The sequence below is a fragment of the Macrococcoides bohemicum genome (assembly GCF_003259675.1).
GTDB classification, from domain to species: domain Bacteria; phylum Bacillota; class Bacilli; order Staphylococcales; family Staphylococcaceae; genus Macrococcoides; species Macrococcoides bohemicum.
The window spans coordinates 297,505-312,926 of sequence record NZ_PZJG01000002.1 but is presented as its reverse complement, the minus strand read 5'-3'; the positions used below and the strand labels follow the sequence as shown (position 1 = coordinate 312,926).

General features: G+C 34.4%; 14 protein-coding genes and 1 pseudogene. 13 read left to right on the top strand and 2 right to left on the bottom strand.

Annotated features, from left to right (window positions below; translation table 11 throughout):
• The first annotated feature begins 193 nt into the window (after window positions 1–193).
• The 4 genes and pseudogenes from BHX94_RS06130 to BHX94_RS13130 form a co-directional block, all read left to right on the top strand.
• Window positions 194–1,387 (top strand): NAD(P)/FAD-dependent oxidoreductase, encoded by a 1,194-nt coding sequence (locus BHX94_RS06130; RefSeq protein ID WP_170120775.1) that lies wholly within the window; start codon window positions 194–196, stop codon window positions 1,385–1,387.
• 125 nt (window positions 1,388–1,512) lie between these two features.
• Entirely contained in the window at window positions 1,513–2,391 is an 879-nt protein-coding gene (locus BHX94_RS06125) for an SDR family oxidoreductase (RefSeq protein ID WP_111745333.1), read from the top strand.
• 345 nt (window positions 2,392–2,736) lie between these two features.
• Window positions 2,737–3,300, top strand: coding sequence for a TetR/AcrR family transcriptional regulator (locus tag BHX94_RS06120; RefSeq protein ID WP_111745332.1), 564 nt, complete (start codon window positions 2,737–2,739; stop codon window positions 3,298–3,300).
• Between the two features lie 101 nt (window positions 3,301–3,401).
• Window positions 3,402–3,533, top strand: a pseudogene (locus BHX94_RS13130) (isochorismatase family protein); the annotation flags it as partial.
• A gap of 41 nt (window positions 3,534–3,574) precedes the next feature.
• Here BHX94_RS13130 and BHX94_RS06115 read toward each other — a convergent pair.
• A complete protein-coding gene (locus tag BHX94_RS06115; protein ID WP_096077664.1) occupies window positions 3,575–4,003 on the bottom strand; it encodes an organic hydroperoxide resistance protein in 429 nt (142 codons plus the stop codon).
• Window positions 4,004–4,127: 124 nt separating this feature from the next.
• On the opposite strand from BHX94_RS06115, the gene BHX94_RS06110 reads away from it, so the two are divergent.
• The 8 genes from BHX94_RS06110 to BHX94_RS06075 all read left to right on the top strand — a co-directional run bounded on the left by BHX94_RS06110 (window position 4,128) and on the right by BHX94_RS06075 (window position 12,369).
• Complete coding sequence (locus BHX94_RS06110; protein ID WP_111745331.1) at window positions 4,128–4,574, top strand: MarR family winged helix-turn-helix transcriptional regulator; 447 nt, start codon at window positions 4,128–4,130, stop codon at window positions 4,572–4,574.
• A gap of 40 nt (window positions 4,575–4,614) precedes the next feature.
• The gene (locus BHX94_RS06105) at window positions 4,615–4,965 is read left to right on the top strand and encodes a hypothetical protein (protein ID WP_111745330.1); all 351 of its coding nucleotides are present in this window, start codon (window positions 4,615–4,617) and stop codon (window positions 4,963–4,965) included.
• A 98-nt stretch (window positions 4,966–5,063) separates the two neighbouring features.
• Window positions 5,064–6,821, top strand: a complete 1,758-nt coding sequence (locus BHX94_RS06100; protein ID WP_111745329.1) for an ABC transporter ATP-binding protein — start codon at window positions 5,064–5,066, stop codon at window positions 6,819–6,821.
• 122 nt (window positions 6,822–6,943) lie between these two features.
• Entirely contained in the window at window positions 6,944–8,320 is a 1,377-nt protein-coding gene (brnQ, locus tag BHX94_RS06095; RefSeq protein ID WP_111745328.1) for a branched-chain amino acid transport system II carrier protein, read from the top strand.
• A gap of 186 nt (window positions 8,321–8,506) precedes the next feature.
• The gene (gene abc-f, locus BHX94_RS06090; protein WP_111745327.1) at window positions 8,507–10,105 is read left to right on the top strand and encodes a ribosomal protection-like ABC-F family protein; all 1,599 of its coding nucleotides are present in this window, start codon (window positions 8,507–8,509) and stop codon (window positions 10,103–10,105) included.
• A gap of 80 nt (window positions 10,106–10,185) precedes the next feature.
• Window positions 10,186–10,707, top strand: coding sequence for a hypothetical protein (locus BHX94_RS06085; protein WP_111745326.1), 522 nt, complete (start codon window positions 10,186–10,188; stop codon window positions 10,705–10,707).
• Window positions 10,708–10,832: 125 nt separating this feature from the next.
• Complete coding sequence (locus tag BHX94_RS06080; RefSeq protein WP_111745325.1) at window positions 10,833–11,747, top strand: hypothetical protein; 915 nt, start codon at window positions 10,833–10,835, stop codon at window positions 11,745–11,747.
• 115 nt (window positions 11,748–11,862) lie between these two features.
• Window positions 11,863–12,369 carry an LURP-one-related/scramblase family protein gene (locus tag BHX94_RS06075; RefSeq protein WP_111745324.1) on the top strand — a complete coding sequence of 169 codons (507 nt, stop codon included), beginning with the start codon at window positions 11,863–11,865 and terminating at the stop codon, window positions 12,367–12,369.
• 101 nt (window positions 12,370–12,470) lie between these two features.
• Here the strand turns inward: BHX94_RS06075 and BHX94_RS06070 are convergent, their stop codons facing one another.
• On the bottom strand, window positions 12,471–13,424 hold the full coding sequence (locus tag BHX94_RS06070; RefSeq protein ID WP_111745323.1) for an NAD(P)-dependent oxidoreductase: 954 nt from the start codon (window positions 13,422–13,424) through the stop codon (window positions 12,471–12,473).
• A 181-nt stretch (window positions 13,425–13,605) separates the two neighbouring features.
• Here BHX94_RS06070 and BHX94_RS06065 point away from each other — a divergent pair, with 181 nt between their 5' ends.
• Entirely contained in the window at window positions 13,606–15,339 is a 1,734-nt protein-coding gene (locus tag BHX94_RS06065) for a pyruvate oxidase (protein WP_111745322.1), read from the top strand.
• Window positions 15,340–15,422 lie beyond the last annotated feature (83 nt).

The following is a 15,422-nucleotide window of genomic DNA, read 5'->3' as shown; positions in this document are numbered from 1 at the left end:
TGAATACATTTGCCCAGTATAATATATGTAAAATTACAACACAAGTTATTTGTGCTAAAAGATTTATAAAAACTATCTTTTATTCATCGATAAGCGTATTGAGGATAGACAAATACATAACTTTAGATTATTCAAATTTGAAATGGGTATGATGAAAATAATATTTAAAATATTAAAAATGGGGGAGCTAGTTATGCATAACGGAAAATTATATTGGCCGGAAACGTACGCAAAGAAAAACTATAAGGATGAAATAGCATCACATTATGATGTAGTGATTGTTGGTGGTGGAATGAGTGGAGCATTGACAGCTTATAGAGTAGCGCAGGCGGGGCACAATACATTGCTCATTGATAAAGGTGAAATAGGAAGTGCGAGTAGTGCTGCAAATACTGGACTAATGCAATATATGAGTGATAAATTGCTACATGAATGTGTAAAAGACTTTGGGGAGCTTGAAGCCTATCACTTTTATAAAGCAAGTAAAGAAGGTTTAGAAGATATTGAAACGATTTCGAAATTACTAGACGCGCGCATAAATTTCATTAAACGCGACAGTCTATTTATCGCTTCTACTAAGCGTGATAAAAAAGTAATTAAAGATGAATACCAGGCGTTGAAATACTTTGGTTTTCCGGTAGATTACGTTGATCCAGAGCAACTTGAAGAAGCATATGGAATTAAAAAATACAATGCACTTATTACGCATGAAGATGCTGAAATCAATCCATATGTATTTGTAAATGAAGTCGTAAAATACGCACATAGTAACTTCCATTTAGATGTTCTTGAAAATACTGAGTTAGTGAAGTATGAGAAGAAGGAAGAACAAATATTATGTCAGTTAAATGATAGAGTAATTACAACTAATAAACTAATTATGACAACAGGATATGCGAAAAATGAAATAACGAAACGTTATATTCATCGTGAAGAATTTGTCGCGAGTTATGCAGTTGTGACGCAGCCGATTGAAGAAAATCAATTCTGGAAAGATAAAGCGATGATTTGGGAATCTGCAAGACCATACTTATACATAAGACATGTCCCGGGAAATAGAGTGTTAATTGGTGGATTGGATGAGAAGACAGATAAGATACCTAATGAAAAACATATTCAAAAACAAGGTAAACGATTAATTAAAGCGTTTAATAAACTGTATCCGGACATTGAATTAGAAGTAGCGTATGCGTACGGTGCAAGATTTGGTGAAACGAAGGATGGGAAACCATTTATCGGGAAGATAGAAGAAGATGCTGAAGTATATGGATTATATGGATATGGTGGCAATGGAACAGTTTACTCCTCATTTGGTAGCAAACTACTGCTGGATATGATCGAAGGGAAGTACAATCCGTTATCTGAGATTTTTAAGTTGAAGCGATAGACCATATTACTTTGGGTTTAAATGAATAATATGTATAAATGTAATAAAAATAATTCGAGTAAATCTTTATTGTTATATTTTTGGGGTATACAAGAAGTATTAAATTTTCTTAGGAGGAATTACAAATGAGTAACAATCCATTAAATAAGTATTTTAACGAAAAATATGAAGAGCAGCCACAGGAATATCCTGGTATTCAAAGTAAGATGACACCTGTTCCTGATTGTGGTGAAGAGAGTTATAAAGGGGCTGAGAAGTTAGTTGGTAAGAAAGCGCTAGTTACAGGTGGAGATTCTGGTATAGGTCGTGCTGCTGCTATTAGTTATGCTAAAGAAGGCGCAGATGTTGCAGTTAACTATCATCCGGATGAACAGTCTGATGCTGAAGAGGTTAAACAAGTTATCGAAGCAGCTGGTCAGAAGTGTGTATTAATTCCTGGTGATCTTCGTGATAAGCAATTTGCTAAAGATATGGTAGATAAAGCTCACGAAGCGCTTGGTGGGTTAGATATATTAGTATTGAACGCTGGTATGCAGCAATATGAATATGATATTGAAAACTTAGATGAAGCGCAATTACGTGACACTTTCGAAGTGAACGTGTTCTCTGGTGTCTTCTCTATACAAGCTGCATTGAAATATTTAGAACCTGGTGCAAGTATTATTTTGACAAGTTCTATTCAGGGTGTAAAACCAAGTCCACATTTATTAGATTATGCAATGACGAAGAGCTGTAATATTTCATTGACGAAAGCATTAGCAGCACAACTTGGCCCTAAAGGCATCCGTGTCAATGCTGTAGCACCTGGTCCAGTTTGGACACCACTTCAAATTTGTGGTGGACAACCGCAAGAGAAAATTCCTGAATTCGGTAAGAAAGAACCGTTACAACGTGCTGGTCAACCTGTAGAACTTGCTGATGTATACGTGTTACTTGCTAGTGATAATGCAAGCTTTATTACAGGTCAAGTGTATGGTGTAACTGGTGGTTCTCCAATTAATTAATATATTTATTAAATTTATTAAAATTAACTACTTATTTGTATATAGATATGAAAAGACATGCCAGCCGGCATGTCTTTTCATTATGGTTTTTATTGTTGTATTTACTATTTCGTTCGTGAATTCGGTAAAGTCAATGCCATGATCCAATTATAAATAAGATTAATGCTGTATTGAATAATCGTCTTGTAGAATATTTAGACGTTAAGTAAGCTGAAATTGGAATCATAATACCATTAATGAGCATAAATATTGTCGTCAACCTTTCACTTGTAAACGGACACTATTCTCATTTATAATAATCACATCAGTAATATTTGTCAATAAAATGATTTTTGGAGGTTACGTATGAAGCAACGAAGTGATGCCATGCATAATAAAAAACGTATACTAGAAACAGCAAATCGTTTATTTAGTGCAAATAGTGTCAGTGAAGTGGCGATGAAGCAAATTGCTACGGATTGTGGTATTGGACAGGGAACTTTATACCGACATTTCAGTAGTAAAGCAGAGATTTGCCAAGCTTTAATGGATGAAGCGATAGAGGAGATGTTTGTAGAGATTAAACAGATTCAACAAACGCAGTTATCAGATTCTGAAAAGGTGAAGGAAATCCTTCATTCATTTGTTACATTAATAAGTGATAATCGAGAGAAGTTAGAGGAAATGAAAACTGAAGGCAGTAAGCGTAAAGTTATGATGGACTTACATTTCTATCCGCAACTTAAAGCTGCTTTATTAAATTTAGTTGAAGCGTTGAATATTGTAAAAGATGCAGATTTCCATACAGATATTATGCTAAATTCATTTTCGAAAGACGTATTTGAACACCATTGTATTGAAAAACACGTTCAACCTAAAATATTTGCAGATAGAATTCACTACATATTTATTGAAAGATTAATGGAATAATTTAAATACGAATCTAATAATAATAATGGATGAAAAAGATGATAGACTTTAAAAAACAGCACTTGTATTAATCGATTTACAAAAAGGAATATTAGTATGGATATAATCAATACTTTATTACAGATATGATGAGCGCGCCTAGATCAGATTTACATCAATTTCCGATTGATAATGTATTTCCTGTAATGGGTCAAACGATGATAACTGAAGCGTTTTTAGATTTAGTAAAGTAACAAAAAAGACGCCTACGAAATTTGTAGGCGTCTTTCATCTATTAGTCAGTAGTTACTGATAATTCAATATTAATGCTGTCTTTTAAAGCTTTTGAGTAAGGACAGAAATTGTGTGCTTTTTCAACGAATGATTCAGCAGTCGCTTGATCTAAACCTTCAATGCGTACTTCTAATGCAGCAGCTAACTTAAAGCCACCATCAGATTCATCTGAAATTAACTTTGCAGTACCTCTTACTTCAGGGTCGATATCGGTATGACCGGCTTTTTTTAACAGTAATGTTAAAGCACTGTTAAAGCATGCTGCATAACCTGCTGCAAATAATTGTTCAGGATTTGATTCAGTTGTACCTTTACCGCCTAATTCTTTTGGTGATTCGATGTCTAAATAGAAAGTGTTATCTTCACTAAACACCTTACCGTTACGACCACCTTTACTAATCACTGTTGTTTCATATAATACTTTATCCATTCTAAAAACTCCTTTTTATTTATTAATCGTGCGCGATTGATAAATAAAATATTAAACTTTATAATCTTTGAAGTCAAATGATATACTTATTAAAATAAAAAATCGTGAACGATTGGAGGAAAAGATGAATACGCAAGGAAATAATTTGTCAAAACAATTATGCTTTTCATACTATAATGTGAATAGATTGTTTAATCAGTTTTATAAATCGTCATTAAAATCATTTAATCTGACTTATACACAATACTTAGCATTAGTCAGTTTATGGGAGAAACCGAGTCAAACTTTAAATGAATTAGGGAAAGAGCTGGATCTTGCAAGTAATACATTAACACCACTGCTTAAACGTTTAGAAGGCAAGGGGTATGTGATGAGATTACGCCCGGAGAAAGATAAACGTCAGTTAATCGTTCAGTTAACAGAAGAGGGTCGTACGCTACAAAAGAAAGTTGAAAGCCATCTTTTAACATGTTTCTCAACGATTGAAGGTTTGACTGAAGAGAGAGCAAGTGAATTAATAGCAGAAAATAATCGATTGATAGAGGCAATTCAAAACAGTAATCTTAAGTAAATATCTTAAATGAATATAAATATTATGAGGAGGTCTGATTATGTTACAAGAACAGTTGGATGGAGTATTCATAAAAGAAGAAGATGGTTATTTTGATGAAGATAAAGTCGGTGCACAATTCTATAGTATGATTAAACAATTATCTGGAGAAGAAGCATATGAATTAATCGATGAAGCGATTAATTATTTATTGCAATCAACAGATACTGAAGTTATTGCGTATATGCTGGAATTTATATCAAGTCTTTACGGTATTGCTGGAACGAACGAGCTGACAGATTTACATGAAATGAAAGCTTCTATCATTGATCGTCAAGTAGAAATCTATGGTAATCAGTTTACGCATAATGTATTAAATAATTTAAAACGAGAATTAGGCACTGCGACGTAAGAGGTCGTTCATATATTGTCTATATTGAAAATGTATATAAAGTAATTTTTTTAATTATATAATCAGAATGTCATTGTAGACATTATAAGGTGGACAAAATGGATAGAGTAAATAAAAAACAAAGCTCCTCAATTAAAAAATTTAAGACAAAGGACTTCGTAAAATTTGTAACAAAGATGAATCCTAAAAAGAGAGTATTTATGATAGGTATGTTTTTTACGCTATTAACGAGTGGTGCGGCGCTTATAGTTCCTCAGCTTACAAAGAACTTAGTTGATGGTAGCAGATTAACTCAGATGAATATGTCATTGCTTTTTACTTTGATTCTGGCATTTGTTGCTCAGCTTGGATTTGGAGCAATAGGGAGCTATTTGTTGCGTTTCAGTGGAGAGCATACTGTGAAATCATTGCGTGAACAACTATGGGATCATCTGCTTACATTGCCGGTTAAGTATTACGATGATCACAAATCGGGTGAAACGAGTTCAAGATTAGTAAATGATACGACGGTCATTAAAGAATTGATGACTTCACATTTCCCTAACTTTATTGCCGGGGGAATTCAGTTAATCGGATCGATGATTATATTGTTTATTATGGACTGGAAGATGGCGGGATTAATGTTCTTAGCCGTACCTGTCATTGGTTTAATTATGGTACCAATTGGGCGAATGATGTCTAAAATCGGTCGTCAGTTACAAACAGCGACTGCAGCTTTTAATGCAGATGCCAGTGAGAAATTATCAGAAATTCGTTTAATTAAATCGAGCAATGGTGAAGAATACGAGAAACAATCTGGAAGAAATCTCATTATGAATGTATTTAAGTTAGGGATTAAAGATGCGAAGATTGAAGCAGTCTTACAACCAATTATGATGACAGCAATGATTGGATTATTCGTAGTCGTATTAGGATACGGTGCAGTACGTGTACAAGATGGCAGTCTAACAAGTGGTCAGTTTGTAGCGTTCTTGCTTTATTTATTTAATATAATGATGCCAGTTGGAAGTTTTGCAATATTCTTCTCGCAATTACAAAAAGCAATGGGGGCAACAGAACGTGTTGTACAGTTAATGAATATGCCTTCAGAAGCAATTGATATAGGGATGACAAAAAATGTTTCAGGTGAAACAATTATGTTTAAAGATGTATCGTTCCAATACGAGGAAGATCATCCAATCTTAAAAAATGTTTCATTCGAAGCAAAAGAAAATAGTGTCGTAGCGTTCGTAGGACCCAGTGGTGGTGGGAAATCTACTATCTTCTCATTACTAGAACGTTTCTATAATCCGAGTAAGGGTGAGATTAAGATTGGTAACACCGATATTAATGATGTACAACTCCATTCATGGCGCAGTCAAATAGGATTCGTGTCTCAAGATAGTGCGGTGTTTGCAGGTACGATTCGAGAAAATTTACAGTATGGGTTAGAACGAAATTTATCTGATGATGAGTTATGGCAAGGCTTATCTTTAGCTTATGCAGCATCATTTGTTAAAGATTTCCCGGAACAGTTAGATACTGAGATTGGAGAACGTGGTGTGAAATTATCTGGAGGACAGAAACAAAGAATTGCGATTGCTCGTGCATTCTTACGCGATCCACAAATCTTAATGCTCGATGAAGCAACAGCATCACTTGATTCACAATCAGAAGAACAAGTTCAGCGTGCATTAAATCAATTGATGGAAGGACGTACTACACTCGTTATTGCGCATCGTTTATCGACTATTGTCGATGCGGATAATATTTACTTCGTTGAAAAAGGTATGATAACAGGATCTGGTACACATCAGGAATTAATTGCATCACACGAATTATATCGAGATTATGTTAAAGAGCAGATAGTGAGTTAATAACAGACATAGAAATTTTTCTATTTTTAAAATATTTTAAAAATTCAATTCATTTTATAGTTTCGTAATGCTATAATAAAAAATTATATTCTTTAATATTAAAGAATATAGTATAAAAATTTATGTATTGCTCTGGAGGGGTCACTATTAATACAAAAACGAAATTATCATTAAAAGAAAATATCTTTATCGGTTCTATGCTTTTCGGTTTATTCTTCGGAGCAGGTAACTTAATCTTCCCGATTCATTCAGGACAGATGAGTGGAGCAAATGTCTTCATTACGAACTTTGGTTTTTTAATCACCGCAATTGGATTACCTTTCTTAGGTATTATTGCCATTGGTGTGTCTAAAACGAATGGTTTATTTGATATTGCTTCACGTGTGAATAAGACATATGCATATTTATTTACAATTGCACTTTATTTAGTAATCGGTCCATTGTTTGCTTTACCGCGTCTTGCAACAGTGCCATTCGAAATCGCATTTACACCATTTATTGCTAAAGAAAATGTTCGTCTTTATTTATTTATTTTTAGTCTGTTATTCTTTAGTATTGCGTGGTTCTTTGCAAGAAGACCTTCTAAAATATTAGATTATATCGGTAAATTTTTAAATCCTTTATTCCTATTGTTATTAGGTGTGTTGTTTATCCTTGCTTTCTTAAAACCGATGGGTGGCATAGATGCACCAATTCAGCCGGAATATAAAGATGGTGCTTTACTTAAAGGATTTATTGATGGATACAATACATTAGATGCTTTAGCGTCACTTGCTTTCGGTATTATTATCGTAACAACTATTAAGAAGCTGGGTATTACGAATCCATCTGATATCGCAAAAGAAACAGTGAAGTCAGGTTTCTTAAGCATTGTACTTATGGGTGTAATTTATACGTTACTCGCACTGCTCGGTACAATGAGTTTAGGTCAGTTTAAAGTAAGTGAGAATGGTGGTATAGCGTTAGCACAAATCGCGCAATATTACCTGGGCAATTACGGTATTATTTTACTGTCATTAATTATTATCATAGCTTGTTTAAAGACAGCGATTGGCTTAATAACAGCTTTCTCTGAAACATTTACTGAGTTATTCCCGAAACGTAGCTATATCATGTTTGCTACCGTAGTAAGTATTATTTCATTTATACTGGCAAATGTAGGTTTAACTAAGATTATCGAGTATTCGATTCCCGTCCTGATGTTTTTATATCCTCTTGCGATTACATTAATACTGTTAACTTTAATCAGTGGTTCTTTCAATGATTCAAAAATTGTCTATCAATGGACGACTTTTGTAACGATGATTGCAGCGATTATTGACGGTATAAAAGCTAGCCCTGCATTTCTTTCAAAATCTGCTTTTGGAGAAAGTGTAGCTACTTTCGGAGAGAAATTCTTACCTTTCTCTGCCATTGGTATGGGGTGGGTATTACCTGCATTGATTGGCTTTGTAATAGGATTTATTTTGTATAAAATGCGTAAATCTGTTAAAATGTAATCAAATATAAAAGGAGGCATCAATATTTAGAGATGATCATTCGATAATGAAAGCTGAGCAAATTGAATTGCACAACGTTTGAATTATCGGGATGAGTCTGTCTATTTATTGTATGTCTATCGTTCATAGGCTTATTTTGTGTATCCCAAACGTTGTGCGGGATACATTTTTTTATGAGGTGAGTTTATGAGATTAAATAAAACAGACATTTATGCAGGGGAAAAATTATTATTCAAAGATTTACACTTTGAAATAGAAGCAGGCAAGCATGTAGCTTTGCTTGGAAACAATGGCATTGGCAAGACAACAATACTGAATACATTGATAGCGCAAGATGAAGAAATTGGACTGCTGGAACAACAACTTAAACAGTCGGACGTATCTGAATTAACGGTAATCGATTATATTATGCAAGGGCGCCCAGAGCTATACCATCTAAAGATGAATTTAGACACAGATATGAATGCGATGAGCGATTACCTGGAACAGGATGGTTATACATTTGAATCTGAGATTATTACGATGATGCATAAGTTTAATTTATCTGAAAGTGATGCTGAAAGAAAATTAGTAACGCTGTCAGGTGGAGAGCAAACAAAAATATCTTTAATACGTTTGATGTTATCAGGGAAGGCAAAGTTTATCTTTGATGAACCCACAAACCATATTGATGATGAAACGAAAGATTGGCTCGTAAACTGGATGAAACACAATGATTTTACGATTCTATATGCCAGTCATGACAGAGCGTTTATTAATCAAACAGCAGATTATATATTGGAGTTAACACGTGATGGATTAAGGAAGTTTCATATGACATATGATCAATATAAATCACAGATTGATCTAGAAGAGAAGACGAATGCAGCACTCGTTGAAAAAGAACAAAAAGAAAAGAAACGTATGAAACAAATGATTCAGGAGATGCGTGAATGGCATCATGAAATGAATCATAAAGCGAGTGTACGAGATTTCGGGGAGCAGAAAAAGCTTGCCAAAATGGCAAAAAGGATGAAGGCACGAGAATCGAGATTGAATCATGAAATGTCAAACTTTGAAGGTAAAGTAGAAAAAGCAGTGCGTACGGAATATGATATTGAAGCGAGTGAAATCAATAATAAATACTTATTGCAATGCATAGATGTAAGTCATGCATTTGATGAACCATTATTTAACCATGTTACTTTTTCATTAGAACGCGGGGAAGTTGTTCAAATTAAAGGTAAGAATGGCTCAGGAAAATCTACGTTACTCAAACTTATCACAGGAGAAATACCGATACAACATGGTGAGATAAGAATGCCACCCACACTTGAAATAGGGTATTTTTCTCAAAAACTTGAGAATTTAATACCAAGTCATACCGTTCTGGAAGAAATAACAATACTTGATATTGACGTAACTCAGGCACGCACAATACTTGCAGCATTCAGATTTGATGCATCACGTATGGATGATCTTGTTCAAAATTTGTCTATGGGAGAGAAGTGCAGGCTATCATTTGTAAAACTCTATTTCTCAAAAGCACATCTACTCATTCTCGACGAACCGACAAATTACTTCGATATTGAAATGCAGGACATTATTGGTAATCTGCTTAAACAATATAAAGGAACAGTACTCTTTGTCAGTCATGATGCATATTTTAGTGACATGATTAAGACGCGTACATTAACGCTGCACGATAAACACTTGGTAGACTCAAAAACGACAATTGATGAAACAATTAATATGGAAGAACTTAAAAAACAACTTAAGCATATAGATAATTTAGAAAATAAATAATTTATAATTGATAACGCTTACAAAAATATTAATGTATTATACAATGTAGATAAGATAAAAGTGTAGAGTGAGGTGTAAGTGTGCGTAACGAACAAAAGTTGTTACTTCCGGTATCTGTGTTAGCAATACTTTTATTTATGGGTATCGTTTGGCTGAAGATGCCGCATGATGAACAAGGTAAACAAGAAGTGAAGACAGAACATATTACTGCAGTAGAGAAAGGGTTATATGATTCGGCAGAAGATGCGCAGAAGGCAATGGTGAAAAATATTATAAAGACAGATGATGTAGTTTCTGCTATTTACACACCAAATAAAGCATGGAAGACACAGTTCTATGTGATTCAAGTATCTTATCACAAAAATAAATCAACATATTCCGGGTTTGCATTTGCAGTGCCAGAAGGAAATCAATATCGATTAGTACTGGGTGACGTTAACATTAAGACGTATGACGGCATGCAACCGAAAAAAGATACGATGAAAGTAGGTAAAGATACAGTTCAAATGTATGTAGGTAATCCGATAAGTAATCCTTTTGAAGACAGTATTCGACACTCGTTTGTTGAAGATCAGGTAGAAGTAGCATATCAGGTGCAATAGAAAATGCCGAAGTAATCATTTGCTTCGGCAATTTTTTATGAGAAGTTCTTAAATACATCTACATATACAATATTTGTATTTTTATTTTATAATGAAAGCTATATAAATTTAAAGAGGTGTTCATTATGAAATCTATTGATATAGTAATTAATAAATTACCCAAGGATTTACAACAAATTGTTGCAGATTGTGATGCTAATGAAGTGATGGGTTATTTTATGGAAGAAGAAGCGGATACAGAATTAGCCTATTTAGTTTCAAATATTGCTACGCATATGGATACAGTTGAGGCACATATCATGGGAGAATCTTTATTTGATATCGCTGTCAATTGGCTGGATCAATCCTATTATTTAGCAGCCTTTCATGGTTTCAGAATTTTAGAATTACAAGAATTTAAAGATGTTGCATCGATGAAAGCATTTATTGGTAATGCAGAACACCCAGATTATGATATTATTCCAAATGCACTTTTTAGATTTGTAGCTGAGAAGATAAAAGCCATCGAACCCAATTACAAACTTCAAATTCCTGATAATGTACATGAAATTGAATTGCCGGATATACTGGATAAGAAAGTGATGAAAGCTATGAAAGGTAAAACTTATGGCTTTAAAGATGCTAAATTCGGTATTACGAGAAAAGAATTTGAAGCAATCTTTGGTCAACCGACAGAAGCATTGATCAATATGGGAGAAAAATACGTAACTGCATTGTATTATCGCAGTCGATATAATAATACAATCATCTCTCCGTTCTTTAAAGGAGCAAAAGGGATGGATGAACAGGATTATGTATTTACTGATATTAATTATTATTATGAAATGCATGAGAATATTAGTATGAAAGCATTCATGAAAGTATGGGGTAAACCTGAGCAAAAAGGGATAGCTTTAGGCAATAAAAGTTATCGCTATGGCAACGTCAATGTCTCGTTTGATAAGGATTGGGAAGGAAAGTTTTACGTGAAACAAGTGTGGTTTGGTAATGATGAAAGTGCACAAAAAGAACGTGAAAGATTTGATTTTGAGGTGCATTAGATGATGGAATATAAAAATATTAAAGTGCCGGAAAGAATGTACTGTGTGTAATTTTATCGTAGATAATTAAAAGGTTATAATATAAATAAATAATTTAGAATTGGAGCTGTTGAAGATGAGACTTTATGCAAAGAAAAAGTTACTTTCGTGGACTCAAGATTTTTCGATTATGAATGAACAGGATGAAGTCGTTTACACGGCGAAAGGTCAGCATGATTTATTAGCACGTAGAAAGTTAAGAATTCTAGATACATATGGTAATGAGTTAGCGTTTATTAAACAACGTGCAGCAGCTTTTTCTACAACGATGGATGTATCAGTGAATGGTTATGAAACACTAACGATCCGTAAGAAGATGTTATCGTTTAGACCGACTTACCTTATTGAAGGAGAAGACTGGATTGTACGTGGTAACTTCTTGAATTATGAATACACGATTGAAGATGGTTCTGGACGTATTGTAGCTGAAATTAGTAAAGAATTCTTTCAATGGAGAGATACATTTGGAATTGATATTCTTGATGAAAGTGTAAATGTAACACACGTTATTGCAATCGTTATGGCGATTCACACGGATATGCAGTCAGGTAACACTACAGTTGCAACATCGGCGACATTATAGCGTATTACCTAAGAAAAAGAAGAGAGGAAGTCAACGGAAGTTGATTTCCTCTTTTCAATTTATTTCACTTTAAAATGCTTATTTATCTGTCTTTCTATTTTTTAATTAACGATATAATCTGGTTGTTCGTTATTCAGTTTCTTGTATACATTTTGTGTAACGATATCGGCCATCATATCACGTGCCTCAAATGTTGCGTTTCCGATATGTGGTGTGATGACTACATTGTCTAATTTTCTTAGCTTTTCATTGATTTCAGGTTCGAATTCAAATACATCTAAAGCGGCACCTTCAATAACTTTCGCTTCCAATGCATCAGCAAGTGCTGCTTCATGAACGACAGGTCCACGTGATGCGTTGATTAAATATGCAGTTGATTTCATCATTTCGATTTGTGCTTTATCTATCATATGTTTCATTGATGGATTATAAGCAGAATTAATTGTAATAAAGTCCGATTGCTGTAGCAATTCTTCAAGTGAAACATATTTTGCGCCAGTATCTTTTTCGCGGTCTTCATGACGGTTTGGTCCTGTATATAGAATATCCATATCGAATCCTTTTGCACGGCGTGCCACAGCTTGTCCGATTTCTCCTAAACCGATAATACCAATTGTCTTACCTGAAACTTCACGGCCACGGAAAAATAATGGTGCCCATCCGTTAAAGCCGGTCGTACGACATACTTTATCTCCTTCGACAACACGTCTTGCTGCAGCTAGTAGTATCGCAAATGTCAAATCTGCTGTTGCATTTGTTGAAGCTTTCGGCGTATTGGTAACATCGATGTCTTTTGAGCGTGCATATTCACTATCAATATTGTTAAATCCAGCGCCATAGTTTGCGATGATCTTTAAATTTGGTGCAGCATCAATGACATCTTTATCTACATTAGTAGATAGTAAACTAATCAATGCATCTCTATCCGCAATACGTTTAATTAATTCCTCCTTAGTGATTAATTTATCTCCTTCGAATACATCAACATCATCGAAGTTTTCTTTTAAGAACTTTAGACCCTTTTCTGGTATTTCGCCGGCTACTAAAACTTTCATTGTGTTACCTCCTCATTTTATATGATGCGTATATTTATATCTTAACAAAAATGATATGTCATTTGCACATAATGGAAATAGGAATGTATACCTATAAGATGTATATTTTGATTAATATTGTTCGCAACGGGTAATGCAAATAATATGTATGAATATGAGTGAAGAAAGGAATGTGAACGACTTGTCAAAATTAAAAGCAAATCATGCACTTGTCAAAGCACTTAAACATTGGGAGATTGATCATGTATATGGTATTCCAGGTGATACGATAGATACTGTAATAGATGCATTAAAAGGCGCTGAAGATGAGATTAAATTTTATAATGTACGCCATGAAGAAGTGGCTTCTCTTGCAGCAGCAAGTTATACGAAATTAACTGGTAAAATCGCAGTCTCTGTTGCAATTGGTGGACCTGGCGCAATTCATTTGTTAAATGGTATGTACGACGCTAAGATGGATAATATTCCACAGCTTGTCCTCGTTGGTCAAGCTAACACAGATTTATTAGGTACAAAGTACTTCCAGGAGTTAGATTTAACAGCAATGTTTGCTGATGTTGCTGTGTATAATAAACAACTCGATCAGGCGGAAAATGTATTTGAAGTTGTAAATGAAGCGATACAAACAGCTTACGATAAAAAAGGTGTCGTAGTGCTTTCGATTCCCGGTAATCTATTAAGCACAAAAATAGAAGATCATACAGCAGAAGCACCAATTAAAATGCCAGTACAAACGTCTGAGATTGATCAGGCAAACATTTCAGAAGCAATAAAACTGATTGAACAAAGTAAGCATCCAGTAGTGCTTGCCGGAACAGGAACAAAGCATGCTAAAGAATTACTTGTGCAGTTTATTGAACATGCACAATTACCTTCTATTGTGACTTTACCTGCAAAAGGATTAATTCCTGATACCCATCCAAATATGTTAGGGAACTTAGGGAAAATTGGTACGAAACCTGCATTTGAAGCAACTAAAGAAGCGGACTTATTGATTATGATTGGTACAAACTTTCCATATGTAGATTATCTGCCGGATGAAGATGTACCATGTATTCAAATTGATAATAACCCGGAAAATATTGGCACTCGCCATAAAGTGACAGTACCATTGGTGGGTGATTCAAAAGAGATATTGCAATTATTAATTGAAAAATTACCAGCAATAAAAGAAAGACCATTCTTAGAAGCATGTAAAGAAAATATGGCGGAATGGAATCAATGGCTTGATGAAGATAGAGCAAATAACAGTTTTCCTTTACGTCCAGAGCGTATTATGGCTGAAATCGATAAAATAGCTGATGAAGATGCAGTATTCTCGATTGATGTAGGAACATCAACCGTATGGGGAACAAGATATTTAAGACTTGATCATAATAATCGCTTCTTAACTTCACCATGGTTAGGTACGATGGGATGTGCTTTACCAGGAGTGATCGCAAGTAAGATAGCGTATCCAGATCGTCAGGCAATTGCAATTACAGGTGACGGAGCTATGGCAATGGTAATGCAGGACTTTGCTACAGCTGTATACCATAACTTACCGATGATTATTGTTGTATTAAATAATAAACAGTTATCATTCATTAAATATGAACAACAAGCAGCGGGTGAATTAGAGTATGCCATTGATTTTGGTGATATCGATTTTGCTAAATTTGCGGAAAGTTGTGGTGGTGTGGGTATTACTGTAAGGAAACCAGAAGAGCTCGCGGGTGCCTTCAGACATGCAAAAGAAGTGAATAAACCAGTGATTATCAATGCTTATGTTGACCCGGATGCGGCACCACTTCCTGGGCAAATTGTATGGGATGAAGCGTTAGGATATGCTAAATTTGAGTTACGATCAATTCTAGAAGAAAATAAATTTGAAAAGATGCCACCATTAAAAACAATTATGAGAAGATTCTTTTGATACAATATAATAATGAAAGAGACAATCACTTAAGATGTTGATTGCTTCTTTTACTAAATAATAAGCATCGAGGAGAAAATGAC

Coding starts and splice junctions, on each gene's coding strand:
- BHX94_RS06070 (WP_111745323.1), bottom strand. CDS start 13,424: ATGAAAGTTTTAGTAGCCGGCGAAATACCAGAAAAGGGTCTAAAGTTC.
- BHX94_RS06115 (WP_096077664.1), bottom strand. CDS start 4,003: ATGGATAAAGTATTATATGAAACAACAGTGATTAGTAAAGGTGGTCGT.
- BHX94_RS06105 (WP_111745330.1), top strand. CDS start 4,615: ATGTTACAAGAACAGTTGGATGGAGTATTCATAAAAGAAGAAGATGGT.
- BHX94_RS06110 (WP_111745331.1), top strand. CDS start 4,128: ATGAATACGCAAGGAAATAATTTGTCAAAACAATTATGCTTTTCATAC.
- abc-f (WP_111745327.1), top strand. CDS start 8,507: ATGAGATTAAATAAAACAGACATTTATGCAGGGGAAAAATTATTATTC.
- BHX94_RS06130 (WP_170120775.1), top strand. CDS start 194: ATGCATAACGGAAAATTATATTGGCCGGAAACGTACGCAAAGAAAAAC.
- brnQ (WP_111745328.1), top strand. CDS start 6,944: ATGTATTGCTCTGGAGGGGTCACTATTAATACAAAAACGAAATTATCA.
- BHX94_RS06125 (WP_111745333.1), top strand. CDS start 1,513: ATGAGTAACAATCCATTAAATAAGTATTTTAACGAAAAATATGAAGAG.
- BHX94_RS06100 (WP_111745329.1), top strand. CDS start 5,064: ATGGATAGAGTAAATAAAAAACAAAGCTCCTCAATTAAAAAATTTAAG.
- BHX94_RS06080 (WP_111745325.1), top strand. CDS start 10,833: ATGAAATCTATTGATATAGTAATTAATAAATTACCCAAGGATTTACAA.
- BHX94_RS06120 (WP_111745332.1), top strand. CDS start 2,737: ATGAAGCAACGAAGTGATGCCATGCATAATAAAAAACGTATACTAGAA.
- BHX94_RS06075 (WP_111745324.1), top strand. CDS start 11,863: ATGAGACTTTATGCAAAGAAAAAGTTACTTTCGTGGACTCAAGATTTT.